General features: G+C 58.1%; 25 protein-coding genes and 1 riboswitch. Of the genes, 17 read left to right on the top strand and 8 right to left on the bottom strand.

What is annotated here, in order from left to right; genetic code table 11:
- The first annotated feature begins 106 nt into the window (after positions 1-106).
- The 5 genes from nirB (at position 107) to GXP70_RS17255 (ending at position 6,404) form a co-directional block, all read left to right on the top strand.
- Positions 107-2,599, top strand: coding sequence for a nitrite reductase large subunit NirB (gene nirB / locus GXP70_RS17275; RefSeq protein ID WP_162357981.1), 2,493 nt, complete (start codon positions 107-109; stop codon positions 2,597-2,599).
- Positions 2,596-2,928 (top strand): nitrite reductase small subunit NirD, encoded by a 333-nt coding sequence (gene nirD, locus GXP70_RS17270; RefSeq protein WP_162357980.1) that lies wholly within the window; start codon positions 2,596-2,598, stop codon positions 2,926-2,928. Before nirB ends, nirD begins: the two co-directional genes overlap by 4 nt.
- 15 nt (positions 2,929-2,943) lie before the next feature.
- Positions 2,944-3,777, top strand: coding sequence for a uroporphyrinogen-III synthase (locus GXP70_RS17265; RefSeq protein WP_162357979.1), 834 nt, complete (start codon positions 2,944-2,946; stop codon positions 3,775-3,777).
- Between the two features lie 540 nt (positions 3,778-4,317).
- On the top strand, positions 4,318-5,208 hold the full coding sequence (locus tag GXP70_RS17260; protein WP_263864139.1) for a permease: 891 nt from the start codon (positions 4,318-4,320) through the stop codon (positions 5,206-5,208).
- Positions 5,205-6,404 (top strand): TIGR03943 family putative permease subunit, encoded by a 1,200-nt coding sequence (locus tag GXP70_RS17255; RefSeq protein ID WP_162357977.1) that lies wholly within the window; start codon positions 5,205-5,207, stop codon positions 6,402-6,404. Before GXP70_RS17260 ends, GXP70_RS17255 begins: the two co-directional genes overlap by 4 nt.
- A gap of 13 nt (positions 6,405-6,417) precedes the next feature.
- Here the strand turns inward: GXP70_RS17255 and GXP70_RS17250 are convergent, their stop codons facing one another.
- From GXP70_RS17250 to GXP70_RS17235, 4 genes are all read right to left on the bottom strand, one after another.
- Positions 6,418-6,630 (bottom strand): hypothetical protein, encoded by a 213-nt coding sequence (locus GXP70_RS17250; protein ID WP_162357976.1) that lies wholly within the window; start codon positions 6,628-6,630, stop codon positions 6,418-6,420.
- A gap of 210 nt (positions 6,631-6,840) precedes the next feature.
- On the bottom strand, positions 6,841-7,359 hold the full coding sequence (locus GXP70_RS17245) for a C40 family peptidase (RefSeq protein WP_162357975.1): 519 nt from the start codon (positions 7,357-7,359) through the stop codon (positions 6,841-6,843).
- Positions 7,360-7,611: 252 nt separating this feature from the next.
- Positions 7,612-8,076 (bottom strand): cupin domain-containing protein, encoded by a 465-nt coding sequence (locus GXP70_RS17240; RefSeq protein ID WP_162357974.1) that lies wholly within the window; start codon positions 8,074-8,076, stop codon positions 7,612-7,614.
- A gap of 195 nt (positions 8,077-8,271) precedes the next feature.
- On the bottom strand, positions 8,272-8,829 hold the full coding sequence (locus GXP70_RS17235; protein WP_162357973.1) for a superoxide dismutase family protein: 558 nt from the start codon (positions 8,827-8,829) through the stop codon (positions 8,272-8,274).
- Between the two features lie 171 nt (positions 8,830-9,000).
- On the opposite strand from GXP70_RS17235, the gene GXP70_RS17230 reads away from it, so the two are divergent.
- The 5 genes from GXP70_RS17230 to GXP70_RS17210 all read left to right on the top strand — a co-directional run bounded on the left by GXP70_RS17230 (position 9,001) and on the right by GXP70_RS17210 (position 13,947).
- Positions 9,001-9,975, top strand: a complete 975-nt coding sequence (locus GXP70_RS17230) for a Gfo/Idh/MocA family protein (RefSeq protein WP_162357972.1) — start codon at positions 9,001-9,003, stop codon at positions 9,973-9,975.
- A 187-nt stretch (positions 9,976-10,162) separates the two neighbouring features.
- The gene (locus GXP70_RS17225; RefSeq protein WP_225442454.1) at positions 10,163-10,600 is read left to right on the top strand and encodes a DUF2203 domain-containing protein; all 438 of its coding nucleotides are present in this window, start codon (positions 10,163-10,165) and stop codon (positions 10,598-10,600) included.
- A gap of 203 nt (positions 10,601-10,803) precedes the next feature.
- Positions 10,804-12,027, top strand: coding sequence for a glucosaminidase domain-containing protein (locus GXP70_RS17220; RefSeq protein WP_162357971.1), 1,224 nt, complete (start codon positions 10,804-10,806; stop codon positions 12,025-12,027).
- A gap of 98 nt (positions 12,028-12,125) precedes the next feature.
- A riboswitch (purine riboswitch) is annotated at positions 12,126-12,222 on the top strand.
- Positions 12,223-12,337: 115 nt separating this feature from the next.
- On the top strand, positions 12,338-13,321 hold the full coding sequence (locus tag GXP70_RS17215) for an EamA family transporter (RefSeq protein WP_162357970.1): 984 nt from the start codon (positions 12,338-12,340) through the stop codon (positions 13,319-13,321).
- 80 nt (positions 13,322-13,401) lie between these two features.
- The gene (locus tag GXP70_RS17210; protein WP_162357969.1) at positions 13,402-13,947 is read left to right on the top strand and encodes a DUF1697 domain-containing protein; all 546 of its coding nucleotides are present in this window, start codon (positions 13,402-13,404) and stop codon (positions 13,945-13,947) included.
- Positions 13,948-14,182: 235 nt separating this feature from the next.
- Here GXP70_RS17210 and GXP70_RS29580 read toward each other — a convergent pair whose 3' ends face one another.
- Entirely contained in the window at positions 14,183-14,353 is a 171-nt protein-coding gene (locus GXP70_RS29580) for a hypothetical protein (RefSeq protein ID WP_192043363.1), read from the bottom strand.
- A gap of 225 nt (positions 14,354-14,578) precedes the next feature.
- On the opposite strand from GXP70_RS29580, the gene GXP70_RS17205 reads away from it, so the two are divergent.
- The gene (locus tag GXP70_RS17205) at positions 14,579-15,283 is read left to right on the top strand and encodes an SDR family oxidoreductase (protein WP_162357968.1); all 705 of its coding nucleotides are present in this window, start codon (positions 14,579-14,581) and stop codon (positions 15,281-15,283) included.
- 187 nt (positions 15,284-15,470) lie between these two features.
- Here the strand turns inward: GXP70_RS17205 and GXP70_RS17200 are convergent, their stop codons facing one another.
- The 3 genes from GXP70_RS17200 to GXP70_RS17190 form a co-directional block, all read right to left on the bottom strand.
- On the bottom strand, positions 15,471-16,937 hold the full coding sequence (locus GXP70_RS17200; protein WP_162357967.1) for a DHA2 family efflux MFS transporter permease subunit: 1,467 nt from the start codon (positions 16,935-16,937) through the stop codon (positions 15,471-15,473).
- Positions 16,938-17,028: 91 nt separating this feature from the next.
- Positions 17,029-17,673 (bottom strand): thymidine kinase, encoded by a 645-nt coding sequence (locus GXP70_RS17195; RefSeq protein WP_162357966.1) that lies wholly within the window; start codon positions 17,671-17,673, stop codon positions 17,029-17,031.
- 165 nt (positions 17,674-17,838) lie between these two features.
- On the bottom strand, positions 17,839-18,126 hold the full coding sequence (locus GXP70_RS17190) for a hypothetical protein (protein WP_162357965.1): 288 nt from the start codon (positions 18,124-18,126) through the stop codon (positions 17,839-17,841).
- Between the two features lie 223 nt (positions 18,127-18,349).
- On the opposite strand from GXP70_RS17190, the gene GXP70_RS17185 reads away from it, so the two are divergent.
- From GXP70_RS17185 to GXP70_RS17160, 6 genes are all read left to right on the top strand, one after another.
- The gene (locus GXP70_RS17185; protein WP_162357964.1) at positions 18,350-19,450 is read left to right on the top strand and encodes a threonine aldolase family protein; all 1,101 of its coding nucleotides are present in this window, start codon (positions 18,350-18,352) and stop codon (positions 19,448-19,450) included.
- Positions 19,451-20,180: 730 nt separating this feature from the next.
- Positions 20,181-21,506, top strand: a complete 1,326-nt coding sequence (locus tag GXP70_RS17180; protein WP_162357963.1) for an FxLYD domain-containing protein — start codon at positions 20,181-20,183, stop codon at positions 21,504-21,506.
- Between the two features lie 12 nt (positions 21,507-21,518).
- Positions 21,519-22,667, top strand: coding sequence for a S1C family serine protease (locus GXP70_RS17175; RefSeq protein ID WP_162357962.1), 1,149 nt, complete (start codon positions 21,519-21,521; stop codon positions 22,665-22,667).
- Positions 22,668-22,841: 174 nt separating this feature from the next.
- Positions 22,842-24,395 carry a spore germination protein gene (locus GXP70_RS17170; protein ID WP_225442453.1) on the top strand — a complete coding sequence of 518 codons (1,554 nt, stop codon included), beginning with the start codon at positions 22,842-22,844 and terminating at the stop codon, positions 24,393-24,395.
- Complete coding sequence (locus GXP70_RS17165; protein ID WP_162357961.1) at positions 24,392-25,513, top strand: GerAB/ArcD/ProY family transporter; 1,122 nt, start codon at positions 24,392-24,394, stop codon at positions 25,511-25,513. Before GXP70_RS17170 ends, GXP70_RS17165 begins: the two co-directional genes overlap by 4 nt.
- Positions 25,510-26,634 (top strand): Ger(x)C family spore germination protein, encoded by a 1,125-nt coding sequence (locus GXP70_RS17160; RefSeq protein WP_225442872.1) that lies wholly within the window; start codon positions 25,510-25,512, stop codon positions 26,632-26,634. Before GXP70_RS17165 ends, GXP70_RS17160 begins: the two co-directional genes overlap by 4 nt.
- The last annotated feature ends 36 nt before the right edge of the window (positions 26,635-26,670 follow it).

The raw sequence follows: 26,670 nt of genomic DNA, 5'->3' as shown, positions 1-26,670 counted from the left end.
GGAATGGCACAATGGCGTGCCGCTTCCTAAGGCAATGGAGCCTATCCTGCTCTTCATCATGACAGCGGGGTAGGCTTTTATGTTTGTATACGAGGAGTGGAAAGCGATGAAACAACGATTGGTGATGGTCGGCAACGGGATGGCCGGCGTGTCGTTCGTAGAGCAGTTGCTGAAGCTGAACCCGAATCGGTACGACATTACGATTATCGGCGCCGAGCCGTATCCGAACTACAACCGGATTATGCTCTCGTCCGTACTCGCCGGCGATTCGAGCATGCAGGATATTATATTGAACGATTGGGATTGGTACCGCGACAATCGCATCACGCTTCATGCGGGCGAGAGCGTAACGGCAATCGATTCGGCGGCGAAGCAGATCGTCACGGATAAAGGCGCCGTCATTCCGTATGATGAGCTGGTGCTGGCGACAGGCTCGCTTCCGTATATGCTTTCGCTGCCCGGGGCGGATAAAGAAGGTGTCATCGCGTTCCGCGATATTAAAGATTGCGAGACGATGATCGAAACGGCGAAGCGCTACCGCAAAGCGATCGTTATCGGCGGAGGGCTGCTTGGTCTGGAAGCGGCGAGCGGCTTGATTCATCTGAATATGGAAGTCAGCGTCGTTCACAAACACGGTCACATTATGGAACGCCAGCTCGATTGGGCAGCCTCGCGCATGCTGCAAGATGAGCTGGAACGGCAAGGGATGCGATTCTTGCTGCAAAAGCAGTCGAATGCCATTCTCGGCGATGCCAGGGTGAGCGGACTTCGTTTTCAGGACGGCACGGAGGAAGCGGCCGATCTGATCGTGATGGCGGTCGGCATTCGGCCGAACGTTCGGCTTGCGCGGGTAAGCGGCATCGAAGTGAATCGCGGCATCGTCGTAGACGATTATATGCAGACGAGCGCAGCGAATATCTATGCCGTCGGCGAGTGCGCGGAGCATAGAGAAACGACCTATGGACTTGTCGCCCCTCTGTATGAGCAAGGCGCTGTCCTCGCGAAGAAGCTTGCGGGCATCGCGGTCGACGGCTACAAGGGGTCCGTGGTTTCCACGAAATTGAAGGTTTCCGGCGTACATGTATTTTCGGCGGGACGCTATGCGGACGGTCCGGGGACGAAGGCGCTTCGCGTGCAGGACGACCTTGAAGGCGTCTATAAGAAAATCGTGTTCGAGCACGGCAAAGTGGTCGGCGCGGTGCTGTTCGGAGACACGTCCGAGAGCTCCAAAGTGTATTCGGCGATTCGGAGCGGCGAGGATTATTCGGGCCGCGAGAAAGAAATTTTGTTCGGCGGGGCAGGTTCCCCTGGCGGCGGCGGGCGAAGCGCCAGCCCGATCGACCTCGCGGCCGCGATGAACGGCGACGAGATCGTCTGCGGCTGTAACGGCGTGGCGAAAGAGACCATTGTCGCCGCTATTACGGAACGAGGCTGCGTCAGCATCGGCGAAATCAAAGCCTGCACCAAAGCATCGGGCAGCTGCGGCGCGTGCAAGCCGGTCGTGGAGGCGTTACTGGCGGCGACGATCGGCTCGGAGCAGGTCGCGCCGGTGAAGGAAGGGATTTGCGGATGTACCCCGCTCACGCGGGACGATGTTGTCGAGGCCATTCGCCGGATGAGGCTCAGGACAACGAAAGAAGTGATGCATGTCCTTGAATGGAGCAATCCGGAGGGGTGCTCCAAGTGCCGCCCTGCGCTTAATTATTACATTGGCATGCTCTATCCGAAGGAGCATGAGGATGAGCCGGAATCCCGGTTCGTGAACGAGCGCAACCACGCCAATATCCAGAAGGACGGAACATTCTCGGTCGTTCCCCGGATTTATGGCGGCGTGACAACGCCGGAGGACTTGAAGAAGATCGCAGCGGTCGCAGAGAAGTATCATGTGCCTCTTGTGAAGATCACCGGCGGTCAGCGGATCGACCTGCTCGGCGTGAAGAAGGAAGACCTCCCGAACATGTGGAAGGATCTCGACATGCCGTCAGGTTATGCGTACGGCAAAGCGCTGCGGACGGTCAAAACATGCGTCGGCAATACATTTTGCCGCTTCGGCACGCAGGATGCGATCAAGATGGGCATCGACATGGAGAAGAAATTCGAACGGTTGAACACGCCGCATAAGGTAAAGCTCGCTGTCTCCGGCTGTCCCCGCAACTGCGCGGAAGCGACGATCAAGGATCTCGGCGTTGTCGCGATCGATGGCGGCTGGGAGCTCTATGTTGCCGGCAACGGCGGGATGCGCGTGCGGGCGGCGGATTTGCTCACGAAAGTGAAAACGGAGGATGAGGTGCTGGAATGGACCGGCGCTTACTTGCAGTATTACCGGGAGACGGCGAACTTCGGCGAACGGACGAGTGAATGGTCGATTCGCGTAGGGCTTGAGACGATCAAGAAGGCGCTTGCGAATCAAGAGGACCGTGACGCGCTGAACGAACGAATCCATGTCGCGCTTGGCCAGACGCGGGACCCGTGGAAGCAAATCGTGGAGAACGACGATCTCCGCAATGCGTTCGAGGCGCTTACTGCGCCGTTATCGATAGAAGCGGCTGCCAGCAATGAGTCGGGTGCAGCGCATAACGAAGGGGGCGGCCAAGCATGAATGAGTACGTCATCGGGCATGTGTCCCAATTTAGTGAGCGCAGAGGCCGGATCGTTCGTATAGGCGAGCTCGAGCTTGCCTTGTTCAAGCAATCCGACGGCACCGTGACCGCGATCGAGAATCGATGTCCGCACAAGGGCGGCAAGTTGTCGGAAGGCATGGTGTGCGGCAGTCACGTCTATTGTCCGCTTCACGACTGGAAGATCGACCTGAATGACGGGCTGGTGCAGGCGCCGGATGACGGCTGCGTGCAGCGGTTTCCGGTCTTCATCGACGAGCATGAGAACGTGATTCTGCGGATGGCGTTAAGCAAGACGAAAGTATCGTAGAGGGGGCGCGCGAGTATGGCGAGGTTGGATAACAAAATCATAGCGGTAACCGGTACCCGCCAATCCGATGTGCTAAGCCGCATGATCGGCAATTTCGGCGGCACGGCCGTCATCCGTCCTGCGCAAGGCACCGTGTTTATCGACGATTCGCAGATCGAGCCGCAGCTGCGGTCGCTAATTGATCGACCGGCTGATTGGCTCGTTCTCACGACGGGAGCCGGGACGGATGCGCTCATCCAGGCAGCGGAAAACCTCGGCTTAGCTGAGCCGTTCCTCGCTGCGCTTGGCCGGATGAAGCTTGCGGCACGCGGATACAAGACGGTCAATGCGCTTCGCAAGCTTGGCCTTGTACACGAAGCGCGCGATGATGACGGTACGACGGCCGGACTGCTGCGAGCGCTCGACGACGGTTACGATCTGCGGGGAAGCCGCGTTGCGCTTCAGCTGTACGGAGATCCGGCGCCGAAGCTAACTGCAGAGCTGGCGCGGCGAGGGGCCGTATGCGAGGAACTGCTGCCCTATCGGCATATACCGCCCGTCGATGAGGTCATCGAGCAGCTGCTGCAGGAGATCATCCACGGAAGGATAGATGCCGTCGCTTTGACGAGCACGGTCCAGGTTCGTTTTGTAATGGGATGCGCGGAGAGGCTGGGCGTGGCAGAAGCGGTTCGCGATGCATTCGCAGCCCGCGTTCTCCCTGTCGCGATCGGCAAAGTGACCGCGGAAGCGATGCGGGAAGAGGGCGTCTCGCGCGTCTTGTATCCGGAGGAAGAGCGAATGGGCAATATGCTTGTCGCGATGAGCAAGTACTACAACGAAGCCGGGGAGCGTCTGCTTGCCGCCAATTAGTTCAGGAGAACCGCTGCTGCAGCGGTTCTTTTGCATGCAGCCGACGGAACGTCCGCGCTGCGTTGGATTTATCCCGTTCATCTACCGGATACGCAGGCGTTCCGCTGAGAAACGAATGTCTCCGGGAAAAGGACCTCTTCCTCCGCTTCGCAGTGGAAGTTGAGGTCCTTTCGCTTAATAAACGGGCTGTTCCCATGGCATGCGATCGCTTGCGGGACAGCCTCTTCGGGCTGCCCTGGAACGTTTGACGCCGTATGTGCCGGGAGGATCGTCGACCTTAGGGGTTGAGGACAGAGGTTCCGCTATTTTGGCGAAATCAGCCTTTTGGGGTAAACGGTCGGACGCGGCGGCGCCGACGCAGAACCGTCATTGGATTTCGGCGGAAGAATGATAGATAATGAGGGAACAGATAGATAGGGGACGTAGATTATATACGCATGCACGAAACGAGCCGCGTCGCCGGAAGGACTTCGCCGGCCGTTTCGCCCAGGGAGGTAAGCCGTGGTTACATTTCTACAACTGAATACGATTTTTCTCAGCATGATCATGGAAGCCATTCCGTTCATCCTGCTCGGCGTGATCGTCTCCGGGCTCATTCAGACGTTTCTGTCGGAACGCTGGATCGCCCGTGTCATGCCGCGCAACCGGTTCGCGGCGTCCTTGCTCGGCTGCGGCGTCGGGCTGCTGTTTCCCGCCTGCGAATGCGGCATCGTGCCGATCACGCGGAGGCTGCTGCGCAAAGGCGTGCCTCTGCACGCTGGCATCGCGTTCATGCTGACGGGCCCGATCATCAATCCCGTCGTGCTGTTCGCGACGTATATCGCGTTCGGCAACGACTGGCGCATGGTGCTCGTGCGCGGGGGAGCGGCCGTGGTCGTCGCCTACGCGACGGCGATTATCCTGTCGTACCTGTATCCGAAGCTGCCGATGCGGCTGCGGGAGGATGCGGAGCTGGGCACTGCCGCGCTGGAAACGGCTGCGGCTTCGGAACAGCCGACGATTCCGCGTGTCAGCATGCCGATGTACCGGCGCTTGTACGATGTGATGCTGCACGCGATCGACGAGTTTTTCTCCGTTGGCAAATATCTGGTGCTCGGCGCATTCATTGCGGCATCCATGCAGACGTTCATTCCGACGTCGTCGCTCATGAAGCTCGGCGGCAATCCCGTCGCAGCCTCGCTCGTCATGATCTGCCTGGCATTCGTCATGTCGCTCTGCTCGGAAGCGGATGCGTTCATCGCATCGTCGTTCCGCAGCACGTTCTCCGTCGGCGCGCTGTCGGCGTTCCTCGTGTTCGGACCGATGATCGATATCAAGAATACCTTGATGCTGCTCGGCGTGTTCCGCGGCAGATTCGTGCTCGTCTTGATCGGGCTCATCGTCGTCTGCACGCTCGGCGTATCGCTGCTGGTTGGGAGGCTGCTGGGATGATACGACTCTATTTGTTGGCGGGATTCGCGTGCCTGTTCCTGATGATGAACATGAACGGCAACTTGAACAAGTACATCAATATGAAGTATGCGTACTTGTCCCGGAGCGCCATCGCGCTGCTCGTCGTCTTGTTCGCGTTCGAGTTTATCCGGTTGTACGCCAAGGAGAAGGACGCGGGCAAGCGAAAGGCGAAGCTGGAGGCGGAACGGCAGTCTGCGGAAGCCGAAGGCAGCGCGCTGCTCGCCGCGCTTCAGGCATCCGAAGGCGGCGAAGATGCAAGCGAGGGGCATCGGCATGATGCGCAAGCGATTGGGGATCATGCGGCGCACGGGCACCACCATCACGGGCAGCATGAGCATGGTTATGCCGAAGCAAGCCATGGCGGCTATGTTCATGAAGATTACCATGATCATGCTCGACATAGCCGCGAACACGGTCACCATGACCATCATGATCATCACGACCATCGCGAACACGGTCACAACCACGTTCACGGCGAACACGATCACGACGGTCACGGCCATAATCACGATCACGGCCACGATCATCATCACGATCATCACGGTCACTCGCATGAGCAGCCGATCCGCTGGAAACGGTATCTAGGCTACGGCATTCTTATCTTTCCGCTGCTGACGGGATTCTTCCTGCCTGTGCAGACGCTTGATTCCAGCTTCGTGAAGGCCAAGGGATTCTCGTTTCCGGATTTCAACGTCTCGGCCGACAATCCCGGGTTTCACCAGTTCCTGAAGCCGGACACGAGCGTGTTCTACGGCAAGCAAGGGTATGCCAAGGTATCGAAGAAGGAATTGAACGAATTCACGGGCGCGAAAGATTTGGAGCTCTCCGATGCCAATTTCTTGAAGGGGCTCGAGGCGCTGTACAATTATCCCGACGCGTTCATCGGCCGCGAGATCGGTTTCGACGGGTTTATCTATAAAGGCCAGCAGGTCGAGGGCAACGCATACTTCGTCTTCCGCTTCGGCTTTATCCACTGCGTCGCGGATTCCGGCGTGTTCGGCATGCTCGTCCGCTTCCCGGAAGGGCAGGCGTTCCAGAATGATCAGTGGGTGCACGTGACCGGCAAGCTCAGTTCGGAATTCTATCAGCCGTTCAAGCAGACGCTGCCCGTGCTGGAAGTGAAAGCTTGGAACGATATCGACAAGCCGAAGGATCCATACGTCTACCGCGCTTAATCGATAAGCTTGTCTATCCCATATTGCGTCGATCCAATACTGCGCTAATCCAAAATCGCATGAGCAGCCAACGGCAAGAAGCCGCGTTTCCGATCGGGAAGCGCGGCTTCTTGCCGTTGCATGAAGCATTCAGATCGCCGACCATGTTGACGCCCGGCAGGGGGGAGCGGTCGATGCCGTAATGATCCGGTCTCTTCAACAAGCCGCAGCCGATATCCAATATCATCGCGTGTCCCTCCCTGAAGCGAATCATGCTCTCCCACCAGTGTATGGGATACCGTCGAATCGGGCGTATACGCGTGCCTATCCAGGCGAAAAACGCGCAGAAGCGATCGGCCTCTGCGCGCGGTATTGCGATGATGGACAGCAGGCGCGACTGGAAACAGCCGGTTTGGGCGTTGAACCGAACGGTTACAGAACGCTTCGAACCGAATGGCTATAGTACGCGGCGCGCCGTCACGAATTTGCGGTCCCAGGTGCTTCCTTTAAAGGTAGAGATCGTCACGCCGATGCCGACGCGGTACGTGTGCAGCAGCTTGCCGTTGCCGATGTACAGGCTGACGTGGTTAATGACGCCGTCGCCGTTCGTATCCGAGAAGACCAGATCGCCGGCCTTCAGGTTGCTCTTGGATACTTTCACGCCGACCTTGGATTGCTGCTTGGACGAGCGCGGCAGACTGATCCCGTTCTTCTTGAAAATGTATTGGATAAAGGACGAGCAGTCGAATGCGCTGGTGATGCCGGCTTTCGCGCCGAATTTATAAGGAACGCCCATATATTTCTCGCCGGTGGCCGTTATCTTCTTCGCGAGCGTCGAAGATGAAGTCGCGGCATGCGTCGTCTGCGGCGCGATCGTCATCGCCGCGCCCGTGAAAGCGATCGTCATTCCTAATGTAAGGGCTGCCAGCTTCTTGGCGATACCTTTGCCCGTTCTCTTCGTTGTCGTGCTGTTCATTTCGAAGTCCTCCTGATCGTTGGTTGTTAGTTGCCATGGACTTGGTCTCTGAAACTACTATAACACGCCTAAATCTAGTTAAATTTACCTATGTAAAAGGAAACCCTTATTTATCAAGCGCTGAAGCAGGTTTGTTAGAAAATAATGAGAAAAGACTCATGAAGCAGGGATTGACAATGAGAAAAAGCCAACCAGGAATATCCTGATCGGCTTTTAATTGGGCCGTCACCCAGATACGCGGCCGCGGCCGCCTTATTTCGCGATCAATTTGAAATCGTCGTAATGAAACCCCGGCGCCACGACGCAGGAGACGAGCACGGGCTCGTCGCCGAGCGGCTTGGCCTTCTGCCAGACGTTCGCGGGCACGAGCGCTTGCGGGCGCTGTCCGGCGGCGATATCGGGACCGATGACGATTTCTTCCGTGACGCCCGGATCCGCTCCGGTTCCGCCGAGCGACAGCAGCAGCGGGCTGCCCGAATGCCAAAGCCATAGCTCGTCGGACAGGACGGTATGCCATTCGGAGCACTCATGCGGATGAAGCACGAAATAAATCGACGTCGCCGAGAAACGCGGACCGGAGTACGCGCCGCCGAGCACGTCCTGCGGAATTTCGAACGACGCCTTCCACAATTCTTTATACCAGCCGCCTTCCGGGTGCGGCTTCAGATCAAGCATGTTGACCAAAGGGGATAATTCCATTGTCGCGGTACGGTTCATTTTGCGGGCAAGCTCCTTCATGGCAGTAGTGGTTTCGCTCAGACTCGCTGTGTCTCTCTCTCTCTCTCTCTCTCTCTCTCTCATTCGTCTCTCGATTTAACTCTATCAATGTAAAGGATTTTGACCGAATTGTAAACGGAAGAAGCCGTGGCACTTGATACCATGCCGCGGCTTTCGGATATGGATGCGATTCTCTTATTGAATGACCCCGCAGGCGATCCGGTCGCCGGAGTTGCCGGATGGATCGGTCACGTAATCGTCCATCTTGTCGTGAATGACAAGCGCGGTTCCGCCTTCCTTAAGAAGCGAATTCGGCTGGCCCTTCGCGAGCGTGACGACCTTCGTTTCGAACTCGGCTTTGGCGTTGCCGCCGGCATCGGCTTTCAAATTCGGCAGATCGCCGTTGTGGAACCCTTTCGGATTGTTGAAGCCGTGCAGCCTGGCCGCAGGATTGAAATGGCTGCCGGCGGTCGTGAAGCCTGGCGCTTCGCATTTGCCCGTCTCATGGAAGTGCAGCCCGTGCTCGCCTGGCGCAAGCTTGGACGCTTCCACGCGCACGAGCACCGCGTTCTCCTTCTGGGTGAGCACGGCGGAGCCGATCGCTTCGCCTTTCGCATCGATGATCTTCACCGTCACTTGCGGCGCCTGCTTGTCGTGATGGTCGCTGGCCAGCGCTTGCAGCGGATTTGCGGCCGCAAGTCCGAAGAGCAGCGCGGAAGCCGCCGCTCCTTTAAGCAATGTTGCCTTGTTCATGTTCGTAAACCCTCCTGTATGCAGCATTAAAGCAATCGCGCTTCCTGTTTATCATTGCCTCCGAATCCAGTCGGCAAACATGCGATTTTGGCGTGATATTGGATTGGTTGCGCTTGCATTGTATGCTACTTTAGGAAGGCAAGAGTTATTATCCATCAGGAGGCGAAGCAGTTGAACGCAATTCGCATAGGATTTATCGGTACGGGGGGCATTGCCGGCTGGCATGCACGCCAACTTCAGGAACTGCCGGAGGCGACGATTACGGCTTTGGCGGATACAAGCGCCGCGAGCTTAAGCAGATTTATCGAGAACCACGGACTGTCCGGCGTGCAGACGTACTCGGACTATCATGAACTGCTGGATTCCGGCGCGGTTGACGCCGTTGTCATTTGTTCGCCGCACACGCTGCATTTTCAGCAGGCGGGCGACGCGCTCCGCAAAGGCCTGCACGTCTTGATCGAGAAGCCGATGACATGTTCCTCCGAGGAAGCGGAGCAGCTGATCCAGATCGCGGAACAATCGGGCAAAATCATGCAAGTGTCTTACCAGCGCCATTTCCAGCCGGAGTTCCTGTATATTCGCGATGCGATCGCAAGCGGCGTCATCGGCAAGCTGACGTCGGTTACGGCGTCGCTGTACCAGGAATGGCAAGTCGGCACGGTCGGCTCGTGGCGTCAGGATCCTTCGCTGTCCGGCGGCGGCTTCCTGATGGATTCCGGCAGCCACATCATCGACGTGCTGCTGTGGACGACAGGCCTTACGCCGGTCGAAGTGAAGCCGCAGCTTCAAACGAACGGCACGCCGGTCGAGATCGATACGTTCACGTCGATCCGCTTCGCGGAAGGCGCCATCGCGGGCTTGAATCTCGTGGGCAATTCCCCGTGCTGGCATGAAACGTTCGTCTTCTGCGGCGAGACCGGCGGCATCTTCTTCGACAACGGCAAGATCACGCTGCGCCGCCAAGGCCAGGAGCATGTGACCCCGGAATTGCCGCAGGCGACGACGAACCAGGACAAGAGCTTCATCGACGCGATCCTGGGCCGCCACGAAGTGCTTGTGCCGGGCGAATTCGCGCTCAAAGTCGTGAAGCTGTCGGAAATGATTTACCAAGCGGCCGGCTATGCGCCGATCCCAGCCAAGGTCTAGGACATACATGCCGAAACGGTCATCCCTGGCCGTTTTTCACGAAGGATCGACGGCCGAAGCAGCCCCGTAGCGGGATGCTTCGGCTTTTTTGCTGCACGGAGGAAGGCGGCGTTGATCCCGCGCTGCGGGGGGGCGGGCTAAATGGCATTTTGCGCCGGGATTTAGTACACTGGTCGTGGAGGAGTGGATGAACGCAATGAAGCCGGTATTGTTTACATTAGAAGAAGCGAATTTGCTGCTGCCTCGGCTGCAGGAAGAATTAATCAAGCTCCAGCTGCTCGTGCAGCAATTCGAGATGAAGTTCGAAATGCTTCAACAATTGAAGGACAATCGCCGGAGCGGATCGCGGCCTGCGGGCGGCGGAAGCGACGATCCATTCTTCGAGCTGGAAAGCCAGCTGGAGTTCATGCGGATGGAAGTGGAGCTGGCCGTCGGCAATTTCGAACGCAAGGGCGTCTTGCTCAAAATGATCAATCCGGGACTGATCGATTTCCCCTCGATGCTCAATGGTGAGGAAATTCTAATTTGCTGGAAGCAAGGCGAGGAGCGCGCATCCCATTATCATGGGTACGACGACGGTTTCAGCGGGCGGAAACGCTTTCCCGACGCGGGTTTGACAAATTGACGGCAGTTTTAAAAACAGATTGGAATTTTCTCATTTAAGGGGCCCGAGCGATCGGGCTTCTTTTTATTTCGTCAGAAGCGGCATGTCCGTCGACAAAACTTCATACGATTCTTACAGAAGCTTTGACATGCTTTTCAAAAGACAGCCTTTACAATCTAACCTATATCGGAAAGGCCCTTAAAATCCAAGGAAGAGGTGTATTCATGTCTCGGATTATCCAATGGAATGCAGCGGTCTATATGATTAGCGCGGCGCTTCTGGCGTCCTTGCTCTTCGCTTCCAACGTTTCGATCCATGAGTGGAATAAGTCTTCAGCCGATAAGAGCTTTCCGCAATGGCAGATCAAGAAGCAGTCGCTCGCGCCTGCTCTGCTGACGGGGCCGACGCTCCCGACCATGCCGAAATCGTCGTTCCAGCCCGTCACGGCCATCCCCGAATCCTCGTCCATCACTGCCCCGGCTGCGCCTTCAGTTCCTTCCATACATAGCGATTCGGTTCCTGTTCCCCCATCCGTTCAGGTTCCCGCATCGGCCCAGGTTCCCGTAACCGCCCAAGTTCCCTCGTCCGTTCAAGCCGGCGTAACCGGCCCGGCTTCCGTATCCGATCAAGCCGGCGCATCGCCTGCCGCGCAATCCGTCCCCGGCACGAATCCGGTCTATCAAGTAACCGCGTATTACCTCAATGTCCGCGCCATGCCGAATGCCGACTCGGACATTATCCGCTCGTTGAAGCAGGGCACTGCCATTCATGTGCGGCAAGCGACCGATAATGGATGGCTGGCGCTCGAAGGCGGCGGTTACGTGCATGGCCGCTACGTCGTGCCTTGGCCGGAAGCGGATAAGGCCGCGGCTCCTTCAACGGATGCCGCGCAGAAGAAAGGCGTCGTCAAAATCGCTTCGGCCGCAACGTCGGTGTCGGCGTCCAAGGCCGGCGCCGTGGCCAAAACGGCCGCTATCTCGGCCGCCGTATCGGATCGAGGCGGGGACCCGTTCAAGCCGACTTCGAAAATCAAGTCCTCTTCGGGGCTTACGAAAGCCCATATTGCGGCATTGCTCGAAGGAACGAAGCTGCAAGGATACGGTCTCGAGGATGTCATTCTCGGCGTCGAGGAGGAATACGGCATTAACGCGTTCTTCACGATCGCGGTGATGAAGCTCGAGAGCGGGAACGGCAAGAGCACGCTGTCCCGGACGAAGAACAATCTGTTCGGTCTGAACGCGGTAACCGGCAACGCGCATAAGAAGGCGTTCAGCTTCAAGAGCAAAGGGGACAGCATTCGGAAATTCGGCCAGCTGATCAACGACAACTATGTCGAGCGGGGATTGACGACGGTCGAGAAAATCGGGCGCAAGTACTGTCCGGCCAACAGACTATGGGCAGGGCATGTCCAGAAGATCATGCGAAGCGATTTCGGCAAATTAGCGTGAGCGGAGCTATCGAATTCCAGTCGCAATCCAGTCGAATTCCAGTCGCAAACCCGTTGACAGGAACGCGTCGTTCATGTAAGATTTCGTGAGGCGAGCTTCGCAGCAGCCTCGCCGACATTCGTATAGCTCCGCATCAGGGCGGGGGTTTCTACAGGAAGCCGTAACTTCCTAACTACGAATATGGAATGATCTTCGGATGATTTCATATTTGTGGTTAGGAAGTTTTTTTATGCCTTGCGGTAAGCGGGATCGTTCGAATGGGGCAATGGAACGTTAAATGCAGAGAGACAACGGAGAGGTGACATACGGGATGAAATTCGAATTGAAATACGCGGCGGCCGTCTTCCTGGGCGCCGTCAGTTACGGCATCTTATCGACCATCGTCGTGAAGGCTTACGGCGAAGGCTATCGATTGGGCGAAGTCGTGGGCTCGCAGCTGCTGGTCGGCTTCGTGCTCTCTTGGCTGCTCGCCATGTATAAACAGAGCAAAGCGAAGCGAAAGGCGCGGGGCGTTCATGAAGCGGCAGACAGGGCCGGCTCGGATGCCGGCAATGCCGGGAAACGGGCCGGATTGACGTGGAAGCAGCGGCTGGTGCTGATGTCAGCGGGGGTGCCGACGGCATTGACCGGGCTGCTGTATTACCAATCGCTGCGCTATGTTCCGAATTCGCTGGCCATTATTCTGTTATTCCAATTCACGTGGATGGGCGTGCTGATTCATGCCATCAGGCTGCGCCAACGGCCGAGCAACGTCATGCTGGCGACGCTGGCCGTGTTGTTCGTCGGAACGCTGCTCGCCGCCGGCGTGCTGGATCAAAGCTCGGGCCATGTCGATGCGCTCGGTATCGCGTTTGGCCTGCTTGCGGCCGTCAGCTATTCGTTGTTCGTATTGTTCAGCGGCAAGGCGGTTCCTTCCGCCGACCCGGCATTTCGCAGCGCCTGGATGATTACGGGCGGTATGATCGTCGTCTTCATCCTGTTCCCGCCGGCGTTTCTATGGAATGGACTGATTTGGGGTCATCTGCTGTTGTTCGGCCTGCTGCTCGGCATGTTCGGCGCCTTTATCCCTCCGGTGCTGTTCGCTTCCGGCGTGCCGCATATCGGCGAAGGGATGGCCACGATTCTCGGCGCTTCGGAGCTGCCGGTTGCCGTGATGCTGTCGGCGGTCGTCCTGCACGAGCAAGTCAGCGCATTGCAATGGGGAGGCGTCGTGCTCGTGCTGCTCGGCGTCGCGATTCCGGAGCTGGTCAAGCGGCTGCCGGCTCGGCATGAACGATCGCGGCATCGCGCGTAAGGCTCGATCTGGCGTCCGTTGTCTTCCGGCGAACGGCACGGTATAGTAAAGTTATTCCAGGGACGAAAAGGGTGGCTGCGGTGACGACGTATATTGCGCTTATTCGAGGCATCAACGTAGGCGGGAAGAACAAGCTGACCATGGCGGATTTGAAGCGGGAGCTGACGTCGGCCGGTCTTGAGGGAGTTCAGACGTATATCCAAAGCGGCAATATCGTCCTGCGTTCGGCTAGCGGCGCGGATCAGGTGCGGCAAGTCATCGAAGCCGCGATTACGAGGATGTCGGGGATCGTCGCCAATGTGTTGATTCGCACGGAAGCCGAGCTGAACGAGATCATAGCTCGCAACCCGTATACGGAGGAAGCGCGATCGGAAGGCAAAAGCGTTCACTTGACGGTGCTCGATGCGCCGTTGACGGACAAGCAGCTGGATAAGCTGAAGGGCGGGATCTCGCCGCTCGACCGTTATCATGCCGACGGATCCGCCGTGTACTGCCATTACGGTCTGAGCGTGCGGGACTCCAAGCTGGCCGCTAATTTCGCCAAGCTGGGCGACGGCGCGACGACGCGCAATTGGAACACGGTACTGAAATTGCAAGCGATGGCCGAGACGATGAACTCGGACTAATGACGCGGGTTGAATATGGACTAATGACACGCTATGCAAACAAACAAGAAGCCTTCCGGCAGCGGAAGGCTTCTTGTATATGCCGTTAGCCGCCTTGCGGCGCGAGTTGGCGAGACGATTCATCACGGCTGCCTGCGGCGCCGCGCCGAATGCCGCCTCCGGCTGAGCCGGCGGCGGCATGGCAGCGGAACGAGCCGGACGCCGCGCGTTAAACGGCGATTCGTCCGAATATCGGTTATTCTTCGTCTTCGTTTTGCGCAGCAAAGTTCGAAGCGTTGTTGTGCTCGAACGCTTCAGCCGCTTCTTCGGCGGAGAATTCGGTGTCTTCTTGGCCCGGCACAGGCAATTTGTTCAGCTCCGAGGATTGTACTTCGGATTTGGACACTTGGTTTTGCGGATTGTTCATGGTGTACACCTCCTCATGGAATGTTTTGGATGCGCAAGGCAACAAAAACTAGCGTACCCATGAAAGGCTGCGCTTTATACGTCTTCACGAATTCTTTATTCGAATCGACCGTATTTCTGCGGCAGAACGGCAGCCGGTCTTCCTCCAATTCCATCCAATTGGCTTCTTGCGAAATGAAAGCGTTATAATAGAGAGGGACTACTTTCGGAGAGGGGTAAGGAACTGATGAGAATTGTCATTACCGGCGCAAGCCGAGGTCTGGGGTATGAGCTGACCGTTGCAGCCGCCAAGCGCGGTCATACGATTGCCGCGGGCGTACGCGACCGCTCCGCGGCCGAGACGCGTTTCGCGCGGCTGGATGCGGAGCTGCGCGAGCGCATCGAGCTGTTCGAGCTCGACGTCACGAGCAAGGAGTCCGTTCGCGGCCTGGCGGACGAATTGCAGCAGCGGGGAGCGACTGTCGATGCGCTCGTGAACAACGCCGCGATCCTGCTCGGACGCGACGATACCATTGAATCGCTGAATTTCGACGACGTTGCGGAATCGTTCGAGACGAATCTGTTCGGTCCGATCAAAATGATTCAGGCGATGCTGCCGCTGCTCCGCAAAGCGAGCATGCCGACCATCCTGAACATCTCTTCCGAAGCCGGCGCTTACGCCACCGTGTACGGCGGCGACTACCCGTACGGGCTGTCGAAATCGGCGCTGACCTACCTGTCGGAGAAGCTGCGCAAAGAACTCGAGCCGCAAGGCTTCCAGGTGCTGTCCGTTCATCCCGGCTGGATCAGGACGGACATGGGCGGCGAGCAGGCGCCGGGCGATCCGGTCGAGACGGCGGATAAGCTGCTCAAGCTTCTGGAGCGCGTCCGTCCGCTGAAGCTGATGCGTCACGGCTACGTGAATCCGGAGGGAAGCGAGCTGCCGATCTGAGCTCGCGTGCGCCAAGAACCCCGACGGGCGGTCATCGTACTGTGTCGTCGCGCGGGACGGCGGTCAACCGATATTGCGATTGCCTGCCCCGTCAATTGCGCCAAGACGCGGGCAAGAAGCGTTTCGGATGGAAGTCCGAAACGCTTCTTGCCGTTAGGCGCGGTCATGCGCAGATAGGCGCCGGTTATCAGCCCATGTCCACCGCGTGGGCCGTCGGCGTTTGCGCGCCTTCGGTCTTCGGACGGCGGAGCGTCGCGGCGCAGAGCAGACCGAACACGGCGAGACAGACGAGCACGAGATACGCATCGTGGAACGCATGCGACATCGCATCGGGAATCGGCTTGTCTCCGCCGCTCACGTAATGGGCGGTGCGGTTGGCGATGATCGTCGTCAGGCCGGCGACCGAGAAGGACGTGACGACCTGCTGCGCGGCGCTCGTAAGCGACGTGACGCGGCTGACGAGGTTGCTCGGCGCCGATTGGATCAGATGCGTATTAAGCGCGAGGAACGACAAGCCCATGCCCATGCCGAGCATCGCGCGCGGAATCAGGAACTGGACGGCGCTGTCCGACGGATCGATGCGCGAGATCAGGTAGGCGCCGACGCCGACGATCGTCAGGCCGACCAGCACGAGCGGGCGCGCGCCGATCCGGTCGTACAGCCTGCCGCCGATCGGCATGAACACGCCGGCCGCGATGGCTTGCGGCAGCGTCCACATGCCTGCATCGAAGGCGGACATGCCCATCAGCTTCTGCATGAAGAACGGCACGGAGAAGATGATGCCGAACATGACGAACTGCAGCACCCATTGCACGAGAATGCCGCGGGTGAACAGGGAGGAGCGGAAGACGCGCAGCTCGAGCAGCGGCTCTCCTTTGCGCAGCAGCTCGACGGCGACGAAGCCGATAAGCGCCACGAAGCCGACGATCAAGCCGATGATCGTTTTGTCGGATGTCCAGCTGGTAGAGCCTTCGCTCAAGCCGTACGACAGGCCGGCGAACGCCAGCGGTCCGAGGATGACGCCGAGCGTATCGAAGGAGGTCGACGCTTTCTTCGGCAGGTTCGGCAGCAGCCATGCGCACAGGATGACGCCGACGATGCCGACGGGGATGTTGATCAGGAAGATCCATTCCCATCTGACGTAATCGACCAGATAGCCGGCGATAATCGGGCCAAGGGCGGGCGCGAGCAGGATCGGCATCCCCATCAAGCCCATGATCGAGCCCGCCTTATCCGGCGGGCTGAGTTTATAGGTCATGGCGAAGGCGATCGGGCTGACCATCCCGCCGCCGAGGCCTTGGAGCACGCGGTACAGGATGAGCTGGTCGACGGATTGCGACGTCGCGCACAGGATGGAGCCGAGCGTGAACAAGATGAGCGAGATGATGAAAATCTGCTTGGAGCCGAAACGGTCCGTCATCCAGCCGGCGAGGGGAATGACGGCCGCTTGCGCCAGCGCGTAGCCGGTGATCGTCCACTGCACCGTCTCCAGCTTGCTGTGGAAATCGTCGACCAGCTTGGGAACGGCGACGTTGACGGCCGTGCTGTCCAGGATGACCATGAAGATCCCCACGATTATGGCGATAAGCGGACCTGCGAGCTGACGCATGGACGTGAACGGAAGAACGGGGGAATTGACGCGTTGAGCGGACATAACAGCCTCCTAAATTTCTATTTCCTTCCACTTTAAGTCGCCGCGGAGCGGAAGTCAAAAGAAATCTGGATGAACATTTTCAAAGATTTGTTTACGATTCCGGCTGCGTGTCCCGATCCGGACGGCCCGTCGGTTCGAGCGATGTATCCACGACCTGGAAAGCTTGATTGTAGCAGCGTCTGCAGACCGGTTTGTAGTCCTCGTTGCCCCCGATTTGAATCTGGTCGCCGGTGTTTACAGGCTTGCCCCCCTGGAACCGGATGACCATCGTCGCCTTGCGGTCGCAGTACCAGCAGATCGTCTTGATTTCTTCGATCTTGTCCGCGTGCACGAGCAGATTGTAGCTGCCCTCGAAGAGCCGGTTCTGAAAATCGTTCTTCAGTCCGAAGGCCATGACGGGAATGTTCAATTCGTCGACGACCCGCGTCAGCGCCAGAATATGATGCTTCTTCAGAAACTGCGCTTCGTCGACGAGCACGCAGTAGATTTGTTTGGGTCCCGACGAGGTCAGGCGGGATTTGACGCTCGCGTACAGATCGGTGCCGTCTTCGACCGGAATCGCTTCGCGCTCGAAGCCGACGCGCGACCCGACCAGCTGCGACGCGCCTCTGCCGCTGAAGGCCGGCGAATAGATGAGCACCCGCTTGCCTTGTTCCTCGTAATTATGGGCGACCTTGATAATTTCGAACGATTTGCCGCTGTTCATCGTGCCGTATTTATAATAAAGCTGTGCCAATCGAATCTCTCCTCAGCGATGATGTCTTTACAGGTTTAACATATTTGCAGGACGCTGACAAGGCGCCGGCGGCATCGGACGGCGGCTGCCGCCGCCCTCCCGAGGGCGGGGAGGAAACACAACGAAAACAGCTGCCGGGCATGCCGGCAGCTGTCCTGTATCCGATTACAGTTTGTTCTTCAGGTCCATCACGTATTTAACGACAATCCCGAATGCGGCGATGTAGTAAGCCGTTTCCATGATCCAGCCCGTATGGTCCAAGACGGTGAAGCCGGCAAGCATGAACATTGGCAGAACCAGCATCACGAGATCCTTAAGATACGTCGTGATCAAATCGCTGGAGAACGTGCTCGCTTTCAGCGATTTGTAGAGTCCGAGCAAGAAGTTCAATCCCATGGCTCCCATAACGATCCACATCGAGTACAGCATCCAGTCGGTAAGCGCAACTGTCATTTGAAATCACCTCCCCCGCGGGAAGAGTAATTGCATGTGATATCATATGTCCGAAGCGCGCGGGTTGTACTGGGAAAGCGCTGATTTTGTCGGCGAGGCGGGAGTCCGCGACGGCTGCCCATGCATAACGGCGTCCCCATTGGAAAATCATACCTGACACGCGCGCGCGGCGATCGTGATCGTGTATAATGCTACGAATCAACTGAACGAAGGAGCATAACGAGTGAACAAGCATACGCAGACATTGCAGCAGGCGTTCAATGAAGCGCCTTATCCGGTCGGCGGGCACGGCAAGCGTAACGCCGGTGTCTTGTTGGAAGCCTTCCGGAACGTCGCGGCGGAGACGGACAGCGATACATACGGCTCGGGCGCGATCATCGAGCAATTTCAAGCGGAAATGGCGGATTTCCTCGGGAAGCCGTCGGCCGTGTTCTTCCCGAGCGGGACGATGGCGCAGCAAATCGCCCTGCGGATCTGGAGCGACCGGAGCGGCAAGACCAAGGTCGCCTATCATCCGCTCTGCCATATGGAGATTCATGAACAGAACGGCCTGCGGGAGCTCCACCGGCTGGAACCGGTGCTGCTTGCTGACATGACGTCGCTAATTGCGCTGGCGGACGTACAAGGCTTGCCGGACGACGTCGCCTGCCTGCTGCTCGAGCTGCCGCAGCGGGAGATCGGCGGCCAGCTGCCGGCGTTCGAAGAGCTTGAAGCGATCGCGGCCCATTGCCGCGGGCGGGGCATCAAGCTTCATCTGGACGGCGCGCGCCTGTTCGAGGTGCTGGCCTATTACGGCAGGAGCGCCGCGGAAATCTGCGCGTTGTTCGACAGCGTGTACGTGTCATTCTACAAAGGCATCGGCGGCATTGCGGGCGCGATTCTGGCCGGCGACGCGGATTTCGCGGCGGAATCGAAAGTATGGAAACGCCGGCATGGCGGCGATCTGATCAGCTTGTACCCTTACATTATCCCGGCAAGGCACTATTTCAAGGAACGGCTGCCGAAGATGGAGCAGTACTACCGCGACGCGGTCGAACTGGCAGCCTTCTATAACGGCTGCGGCGGCGCCGTCTCGACGAGGCCGGCGGTACCGGTATCCAATATGTTTCACGTTCATCTGCAGGCGCCCAAAGAAACGGCGGAGCGCGCGATGATTCGCATCGCGGAGCAGACGGGCGTCGGCTTGGCGCATCATGTCAATGCCGTTTCCGACGATGCGTGCTACTACGAGGTCAGCCTGGGAGACCGCTATCCCGGCGTTCCGAAGAAGAAGCTGGAAGAAGCGTTCCGGCTGCTGGAGCAGCTGTTGAATAAGCAAGCATGAAGCATCCTGCGATTATGGCTTGACATGGATTAGGCCTGCAGACATAGGCTGCGGGCGCAGATTGGCAGGAAACCGATATGCTGCTTCGAGCGGGCTTGTGCCAATAGGCGCCCCGGAGCACGAACAGATCCTGTTGCCGGTTCGCCGGCATGGCACGGATTGCCGTAACCGTTTCGAACCGGCCGGCTTCATGACGGCAGGTTCACGGTGCGTCTTCACGGTGCGTCCGCCGATGCAAGGAAGCGGACAGGAAATGACAGGAGATCCGCTATTCGCTGCTTGATGACGTTTTTTCGTGCGCTCGCGGACAGGAGATCCGTTAAATCGGCTGATTAGCCTGATTTCGAAGTTATTCAGGCGCATTAACGGATCCTGTGTCCGTGCGCTGCCCCAAAAGCCCGATTTCGCCAAAATAGCGGAACCTCTGTCCGCTAGACTTGGAGGGAGATCTTCTCCGTACCATTCATGCGGCATATGCGGCATTGCACCGCAAACCAAGAGAGATCATCGAGCGAAGCTTCGCGGAAGCCCAAGAGCTCCACGGGTTTCGTTATTGCCGTATGTTTCTTCGCGTTCTAGGCCTGCAGACATAGACTGCAGGCCTTTTTGCACCTTTAAACCTAATGTTTTCATAAAGAATCGGCATGTGCGAACAGGAAATTTTGCCCGGTTGTCGAATTCAAGGAGGTCTGTTTAACAATATTGGCTAACGCGTCATGGGGGAAGAGAGATGTTCTGTACACAATGCGGAGGTACCATTGCCGCTTCGAGCCGGTTTTGCAACCATTGCGGAGCGAAGGTTCCGGAAGAATCAGCCTCGCCGGCCGCACCGGCCGCGCCTGCTGCGGAGGCGGAATGGCAGGCGGGGATGCAAGAGACGGCCGCTGCCGCGGCGGTCGAATACCGTCGGGAGCACGACCTGGTCGAGGCCGGAGCAGTCGGCGTTCATCGGCTGCCGGCGCCGCCGCTGACGAATCCCGAGGCGATCCTGCCGGCCCAGCAGGCGAAGAAGCGCGCGCGTTCTTGGACGTATTTGCTCCCGATCAGTTCGCTGCTGATCGTGGCGATCGCCGGCGCGGGCGATTACTTGTATCAGCAGCAGCAGTCGCAGAGGGCGAACGAGCTGCTGCACGCCGGCGAAGCGCTTGCGTTGAAGGGGAAATACGCCGAGGCCAAGACGAAGTTCGAGCAAGCGCTTGCCCTGCGTCCCGAACATGCGGTGCTGCTGAACGACAGCGCGCTGCTCGCCGATGTCATGAAGCTGGACGCGAGCCTGCAGGCTGCGGATACCGAAGCGCAGAAGAAGCAGTATGAACCGGCGATCAGAGACATTCGCGACTTGCGGGCAACGATCGCCGCAAGGGACGGGGCCGTCTACAAGAAGCTCGGTTCGCAGGCAGCGGCCAAAGAAGAAGCATTCGTCGTCGGCCAGGTCAAGGACGGCATCGCCGCGCAGAAAACGGTGAACGAGCTGCTTCCGCTGCTCGATACGTTGAAGCCGTATTCCGGCTCCGACGCGAAGAACGCGCTCAAGGACGTGAAACAGAAGATCGTCGATATCTCGTACGAACAGTCGTCGTCGGCTTTGCAGAGCCGGAACTTCGAGAAGGCGTTGTCGATCGTGGAAGGGGCGCTCAAGCAGGATGAGCAGAACGGGAAGCTGCTCGGCTTGAAGAAGACGATCGAAGCGAAGCGCCAAGCGTTCGAGGACGCGGAGCGGCAGCGCATCCAGCAAGCGATCGAAGCTTCCACGCGGGAAGACATGAACAACCGGACGAACGGGGTGCAGCTCGTCTCCATCCATGCCGGACTCGATGCGTACGGTTATTTCGCGATTCAGGGCGAAGTGAAGAACGCGGCGACGCGTCCGATCAGTTCCGTGACGGTCTATTACGATCTGAAGGACGCGAACGGCAGCGTGCTCTATTCCGATACGGTCTACGCGACGCCTTACTATCTGGCCGTCGGCGACAAGGCAAGCTTCAGCAACAGCTATTATTATGACGGTTCCATGTACTCCGTGACGGTCACGCGCATGGAATGGCAGCTGATTTAGGGGGAACGCGCAATGAAACCATGGCTATCGATTACGTTATCGGCGGCGATTCTCGCAGCTGGCGGTACGTCGTTGTATGCGCTGCATGACCGATGGAACGATCCGGTCGTAGAAGGGGCTTCCGCGCTCGGCAAGCCGGGCGCGGCCGAGAAGCCGGCTGCCGTCAAGCAGGATTTGAAGGTGGTCATACAGGACGACCAGAAGAAAGTCGTTGCCGTCGAAGTGGCCACCGGCGCCGGTGACGCGACCGGATCGGGATTCATTTATAACGATAAGGGCGACATCGTCACGAACGCGCATGTCGTAGACGGAGCGGAAGCGATCAAGGTCAAAGCCTCCGACGGCAGTCTCTATGCCGGCCGATTAATCGGCGTAAGTCCCGAGAAGGACATCGCCCTCATTCGCGCGGACGGATTATCGGGACGGGAGCCCCTGGCCGTCGATGCGGAAGCGAAGATCGACATCGGCGACGAGGTCATCGCCTTCGGCAGTCCGCTCGGCCTCGACAATACGGTGACGACGGGCATCATCAGCGGCTTGGACCGCGATTTCGACATCGGCGAGACGAGCTACAAGGGGCTCTATCAAATCTCCGCTCCGATCACGCACGGCAACAGCGGCGGCCCGCTCGTGCTGAAGACAAGCGGGAAAGTCATCGGCATCAATACGGCCGGCGAAGACCAGGGCACGATCGGCTTCAGCATCCCGATCGGCCAAGCGCAGCCGATGATCGAGAGCTGGAGCCTGCATCCCGACTTGGCGCTGGCTGCTCGGACGGCCGGTTCCGGCGATGCCGCGGAGGACGGCGGCGATTTCACGTACGCCGAGATGTCGAGCGGGGCGGAGGAGACGGTACGGAGCTTCTACGAAGCGCTGGACAGCGGCGATTATGTCACGGCTTACAGCCTGCTCGGAAGCGATTGGCAGACGAAGACGTCGTATGATTCATTCCGCAAAGGCTACTTGCATACGCTGAGCGTCGGCGTCAAGAGCGTGAAGGTCGCCTCGGCCGATTCGGCGTCCGCGCAGCTTGCCGTCATTATCGAAGCCTACGAGAACAAGAACGGCGAGACCGTTCTCAGCTCCTACAGCGTGCAGTACACCGTCAAGCCCGAGAACGGCGTGCTGAAAATCATCACGGGCAAAGGAAAGAAACTATAGCGGCGTCTTAACCGGCTTGAATAGCCAGCAAGATGCGCACAAGCGGAGCAGCCCGGCGCGGGCTGCTCCCGCTGCTATCCGGCCGGAAGTCCGCTGCCGGCTTATTCGCGCGCATAAAGCAAGGCGCAGATTGGCAAAATGAAGGAACTGACACCATTGGAAGGGGAGGCCAACATGACCATTTTCCGCCGCATGTTCAAGCTGATCAGCGCAAGCGCGAATTCAAATCGATCGGCGAGCGGCGGGGCCATGGACCAGCGGGGATCGCTGTCATCCGACCTGAAGAGCAATTTGGCGATGCTCCGGCAAGTGTTCAGCCTCGCGCCGGATATCGTCGTGCGCACGTTTCGCTACCAGCGCACCGACAGGCAAGCCGCCTTGATCTTCTTCTCCGGCTTGTCGGACAAGAATTCGATCAATAACAATATTCTCCGGGAGCTGATCCTGCTCCAGCCTGACGGCAGCCCCGAGAGCTTCCTGCCGGTAACGGTGGGCAAGCTCATATTCTGCACCTCCTGGGCGCAGCTGGAGAAAGCCGTCTTGGACGGGCGGAGCGTCCTGCTCATCGACGGCATGGAGAAAGGGTACGAGCTGGACACGCAGGGCTGGCCGCAGCGGGCGATCACCGACTCTCAGATCGAAGCTTCGCTCAAGGGCGCCCATCAGGCATTCGTCGAAACCGACGAAGCGAATATCGCCTTGATTCGGCGTTACTTGCCGACCCGCGAGCTTAAAATCAAGGAGTATTTCATCGGCTCCAGGGCGCCTTGCCGCATATCGGTTCTCTATCTGGAGGATGTGACCGAGCCCGAGTTTATCCAAACGATCGATGAGCGGCTGCTCGCGCTTGACGTGGACTGCATCATCAATACGGGCGAGCTTGCGGAGCTGATCGACGACCACTCGTTCTATATGTTTCCGCAATATATCACGACGGAGAGGCCGGATAACGCGGCTTCCCAGCTGCTTCAAGGACGAGCATGCGTCGTCGTCGACCGCTCTTCCAGCGTTTTGATCGCGCCAGTCAATTTCATCTCGTTCTTCCATGCGATCGACGATTACGGCGTTCGGTGGCCGATCGCGAGCTTTCTTCGTATCCTTCGGTTCTTCGCGTGCCTGATCGCCATTTTCTTGCCGGGGCTTTACATTGCGGCCATTTCGTTCAACTACGAGATCATCCCGCTCGACTTGATTCTCTCGATCGGGCAGTTCCGCGCCTCGGTGCCGTTCCCGCCTTTCATCGAGGCGCTGATCATGGAAGTGACGCTCGAAATGCTGCGTGAAGCCGGCGTTCGGCTGCCGCAGCCCGTCGCGCAAACCGTCGGCATCGTCGGGGGCATCGTCATCGGCCAAGCGGCCGTGCAGGCCGGGATCGTCAGCAATCTGATGGTCGTGGTCGTCGCGACGACGGCCGTCGCTTCTTTCATCCTGCCGAATTACGATATGGCGGCCGCTATTCGGCTCTTGCGGTTTCCGACGATGATTATGGCCTCGCTGTTCGGCATCGTGGGCTTGATCGTCTGCTTCATGCTCATCGCGGCCAGGCTTATCAGCATACGTTCGCTGGGCGAATCATACAGCTCGCCGATCGCGCCCATGCGCATCAGGGATTGGAAAGACCTGTTCATCCGGGTGCCGTTATGGATGATGGTCAATCGGCCGAGAAGCGTCCGTTCGATCCAGAAACGGCGAATCGGCCCGGACAACCAAGGAGGCGAAGGGGGATGAACGGCACTTCCGTCCTGCAGCCGGACAGCAAGCAGAACCGTATCACGATCACGCAATTCGTCCTGCTCATCCACAGCATGCAGCTTGGCGTCGGGGCGCTGTCGCTGCCTTCGGACATGGCGAGAATCAGCGGCACGGACGGCTGGATCGCGCTGTTCTTCGGCTGGGCGGGCGCGCTGCTGGCCAGCTTGATCATCGTTCAGATCATGAAGAAATATCCGAAGGGCACGATCATCGAGCTGATCTCGCATTTCTTCGGCAAATGGAGCGCGCGGCTGGCCATGATTTTCTTCGGCGTTTACGGGGCCATCTATGCGTATTTGATTCTTAATCGGATGGTTCTGCTCATTCAAAGCTGGATTATGCAGCAAACCCCGACGTACGTCCTCATGTTGCTGTTCATGCCGCCTGCCTACTTGATCGTGAAAGGAGGCGTGCGCATCATGGGCCGGTATTCGGAAATCATCGTGTTCAGCTCGATATGGATGCTGGGCGTCCTGCTGGTGATGATGCTGAATGAAGCGAATTGGCTGCATTTGCTTCCCGTGCTGAAAGAGGGCTGGATGCCCGTCATTCATACGGTCCCCACGACGATCCTGTCCTTCCTCGGCTTTGAACTGGTGTTCTTCATTTACCCGCACCTGGACAAGAAGCAGTACGCGAGCCTGGGTGTCGTCATCGCGAACACGTACACGCTGCTCATTTATTTATTCGTTACGATCGTTTGCTACGTCATCTATAGTCCGGATCAGATCACGCAGTATAACGATGCCGTCATCTCCGTCGTCAAAATCGTCGAATATCGCTTCCTGGAGCGGTTCGATATTATTATGCTGACCTGGTACTTGCTCATTATATCCAAGACATGGATTCCCGCGTTGTACATATCGGTCAGCTGTACAAAGCGGCTGCTGGTATTCGGCAAACCGCAGCTGTATGTCGCCCTTTTCCTCATCGGCATGTGCGTAATGACGCGAATCGAGAAAATGGGCTGGATGGAGAACACGGCGGCGCTGAAATGGTTGAACGGCTACGGCATCGTGGTCGCGTTCATCGTACCGGTCTGCCTGTGGGGCATCGTGTCGGTTATGGCGAGGTTCAAGAGGTGGCAAGTATGAAGCGGGCCGTCATGGCGCTTACGGCGATCGCGATGCTCTTCGTGCTTCCCGGATGCAAGGACCGCCTCAGCCTGGAAGATATTACGCTCGTGCTGATGCTGGGCATCGATCTGGACGAGAACAATAATCTCGTGATCTATTCGTCAAGTCCGGTATTCAGCAAGGAAGCGAAGGAGAAGAACGAAACGACGCAAGTCAACGCGAACACGTTTCGCGATTCCCGGGGGGATTTCGAAGCCCGCGTATCCGCGCTGGTCGCCACGGGCAAGCTGCAAAACGTACTGATCGGCAAAAAAGTGCTTGAGCAGCCCGGATGGACCAAGCTGCTCGACTTGTTCTACCGCGACTCCAAAACGCGCGTCAACGCGCGGCTCGTCGTCGTCGAAGGATCGGTCGCCGATATCATGTATTTCGTGCCGCCGAACAAACGCAGGCTGTCGCTTGCCATCGCCAAGCTGTTGGATACGGCGTATAGCCGGAATTTGATCGAATTGACGACGCTGTGGGAATTCCACCGGCTGCTGTACGAGCGCGGACGGACGCCGGATATGACGGTGCTGCGCAAAAACAGCCGCGAAGTCGTCGCCGACAAAACGGCGCTGCTCGATCATCAGGGCAACTACGTCACGACGATCGACTTGCGGGAAGCCGAGCTGCTTCAAATCTTGCAAGACGACAAAAAAGGGGACTTGTCCCTGACGATCATCCTGCCGGAGGAACAGAAGAATCCGAAATCGGCGATCAAATTCGGAAGCATCAGCTTCTTCGTTCTAGATGTCGATCGGAAGGTTCGGACGGGGTATAAAGACGGCAAAATGCAATTCGATCTTGATTTCGCGCTGTCGCTCCGACTGACGGAGCGATTGTTCGCATTCGACTTGATGAACGATATGGATCGGCTGCAAGCGCAAATCGACAAGGAGCTCAAAGCTCATATGGACGCCTTGGTCGCCAAGTTTCAGAAGAACAAGGTGGACCCGATCGGCCTTGGGCTGCATGCGAGAGCCTATCAATACCGTTCGTGGAAGAAGGTGCAGGACGAATGGGGCGAAGCGTTCGGTAATGCCGACATCAACGTTCACGTGCATACCCGGGTCGCCGACATGGGCGAGATCCGGTAAAGACCGCCGCCGCAGGCCTGAAATTCTAACGCGAAT

Origin of the sequence: Paenibacillus lycopersici, from assembly GCF_010119935.1 — a bacterium.
GTDB lineage: Bacteria > Bacillota > Bacilli > Paenibacillales > Paenibacillaceae > Paenibacillus_Z > Paenibacillus_Z lycopersici.
Note: the sequence above shows the minus strand (reverse complement) of the source record. Positions and strands in the feature narration are given on the sequence as shown.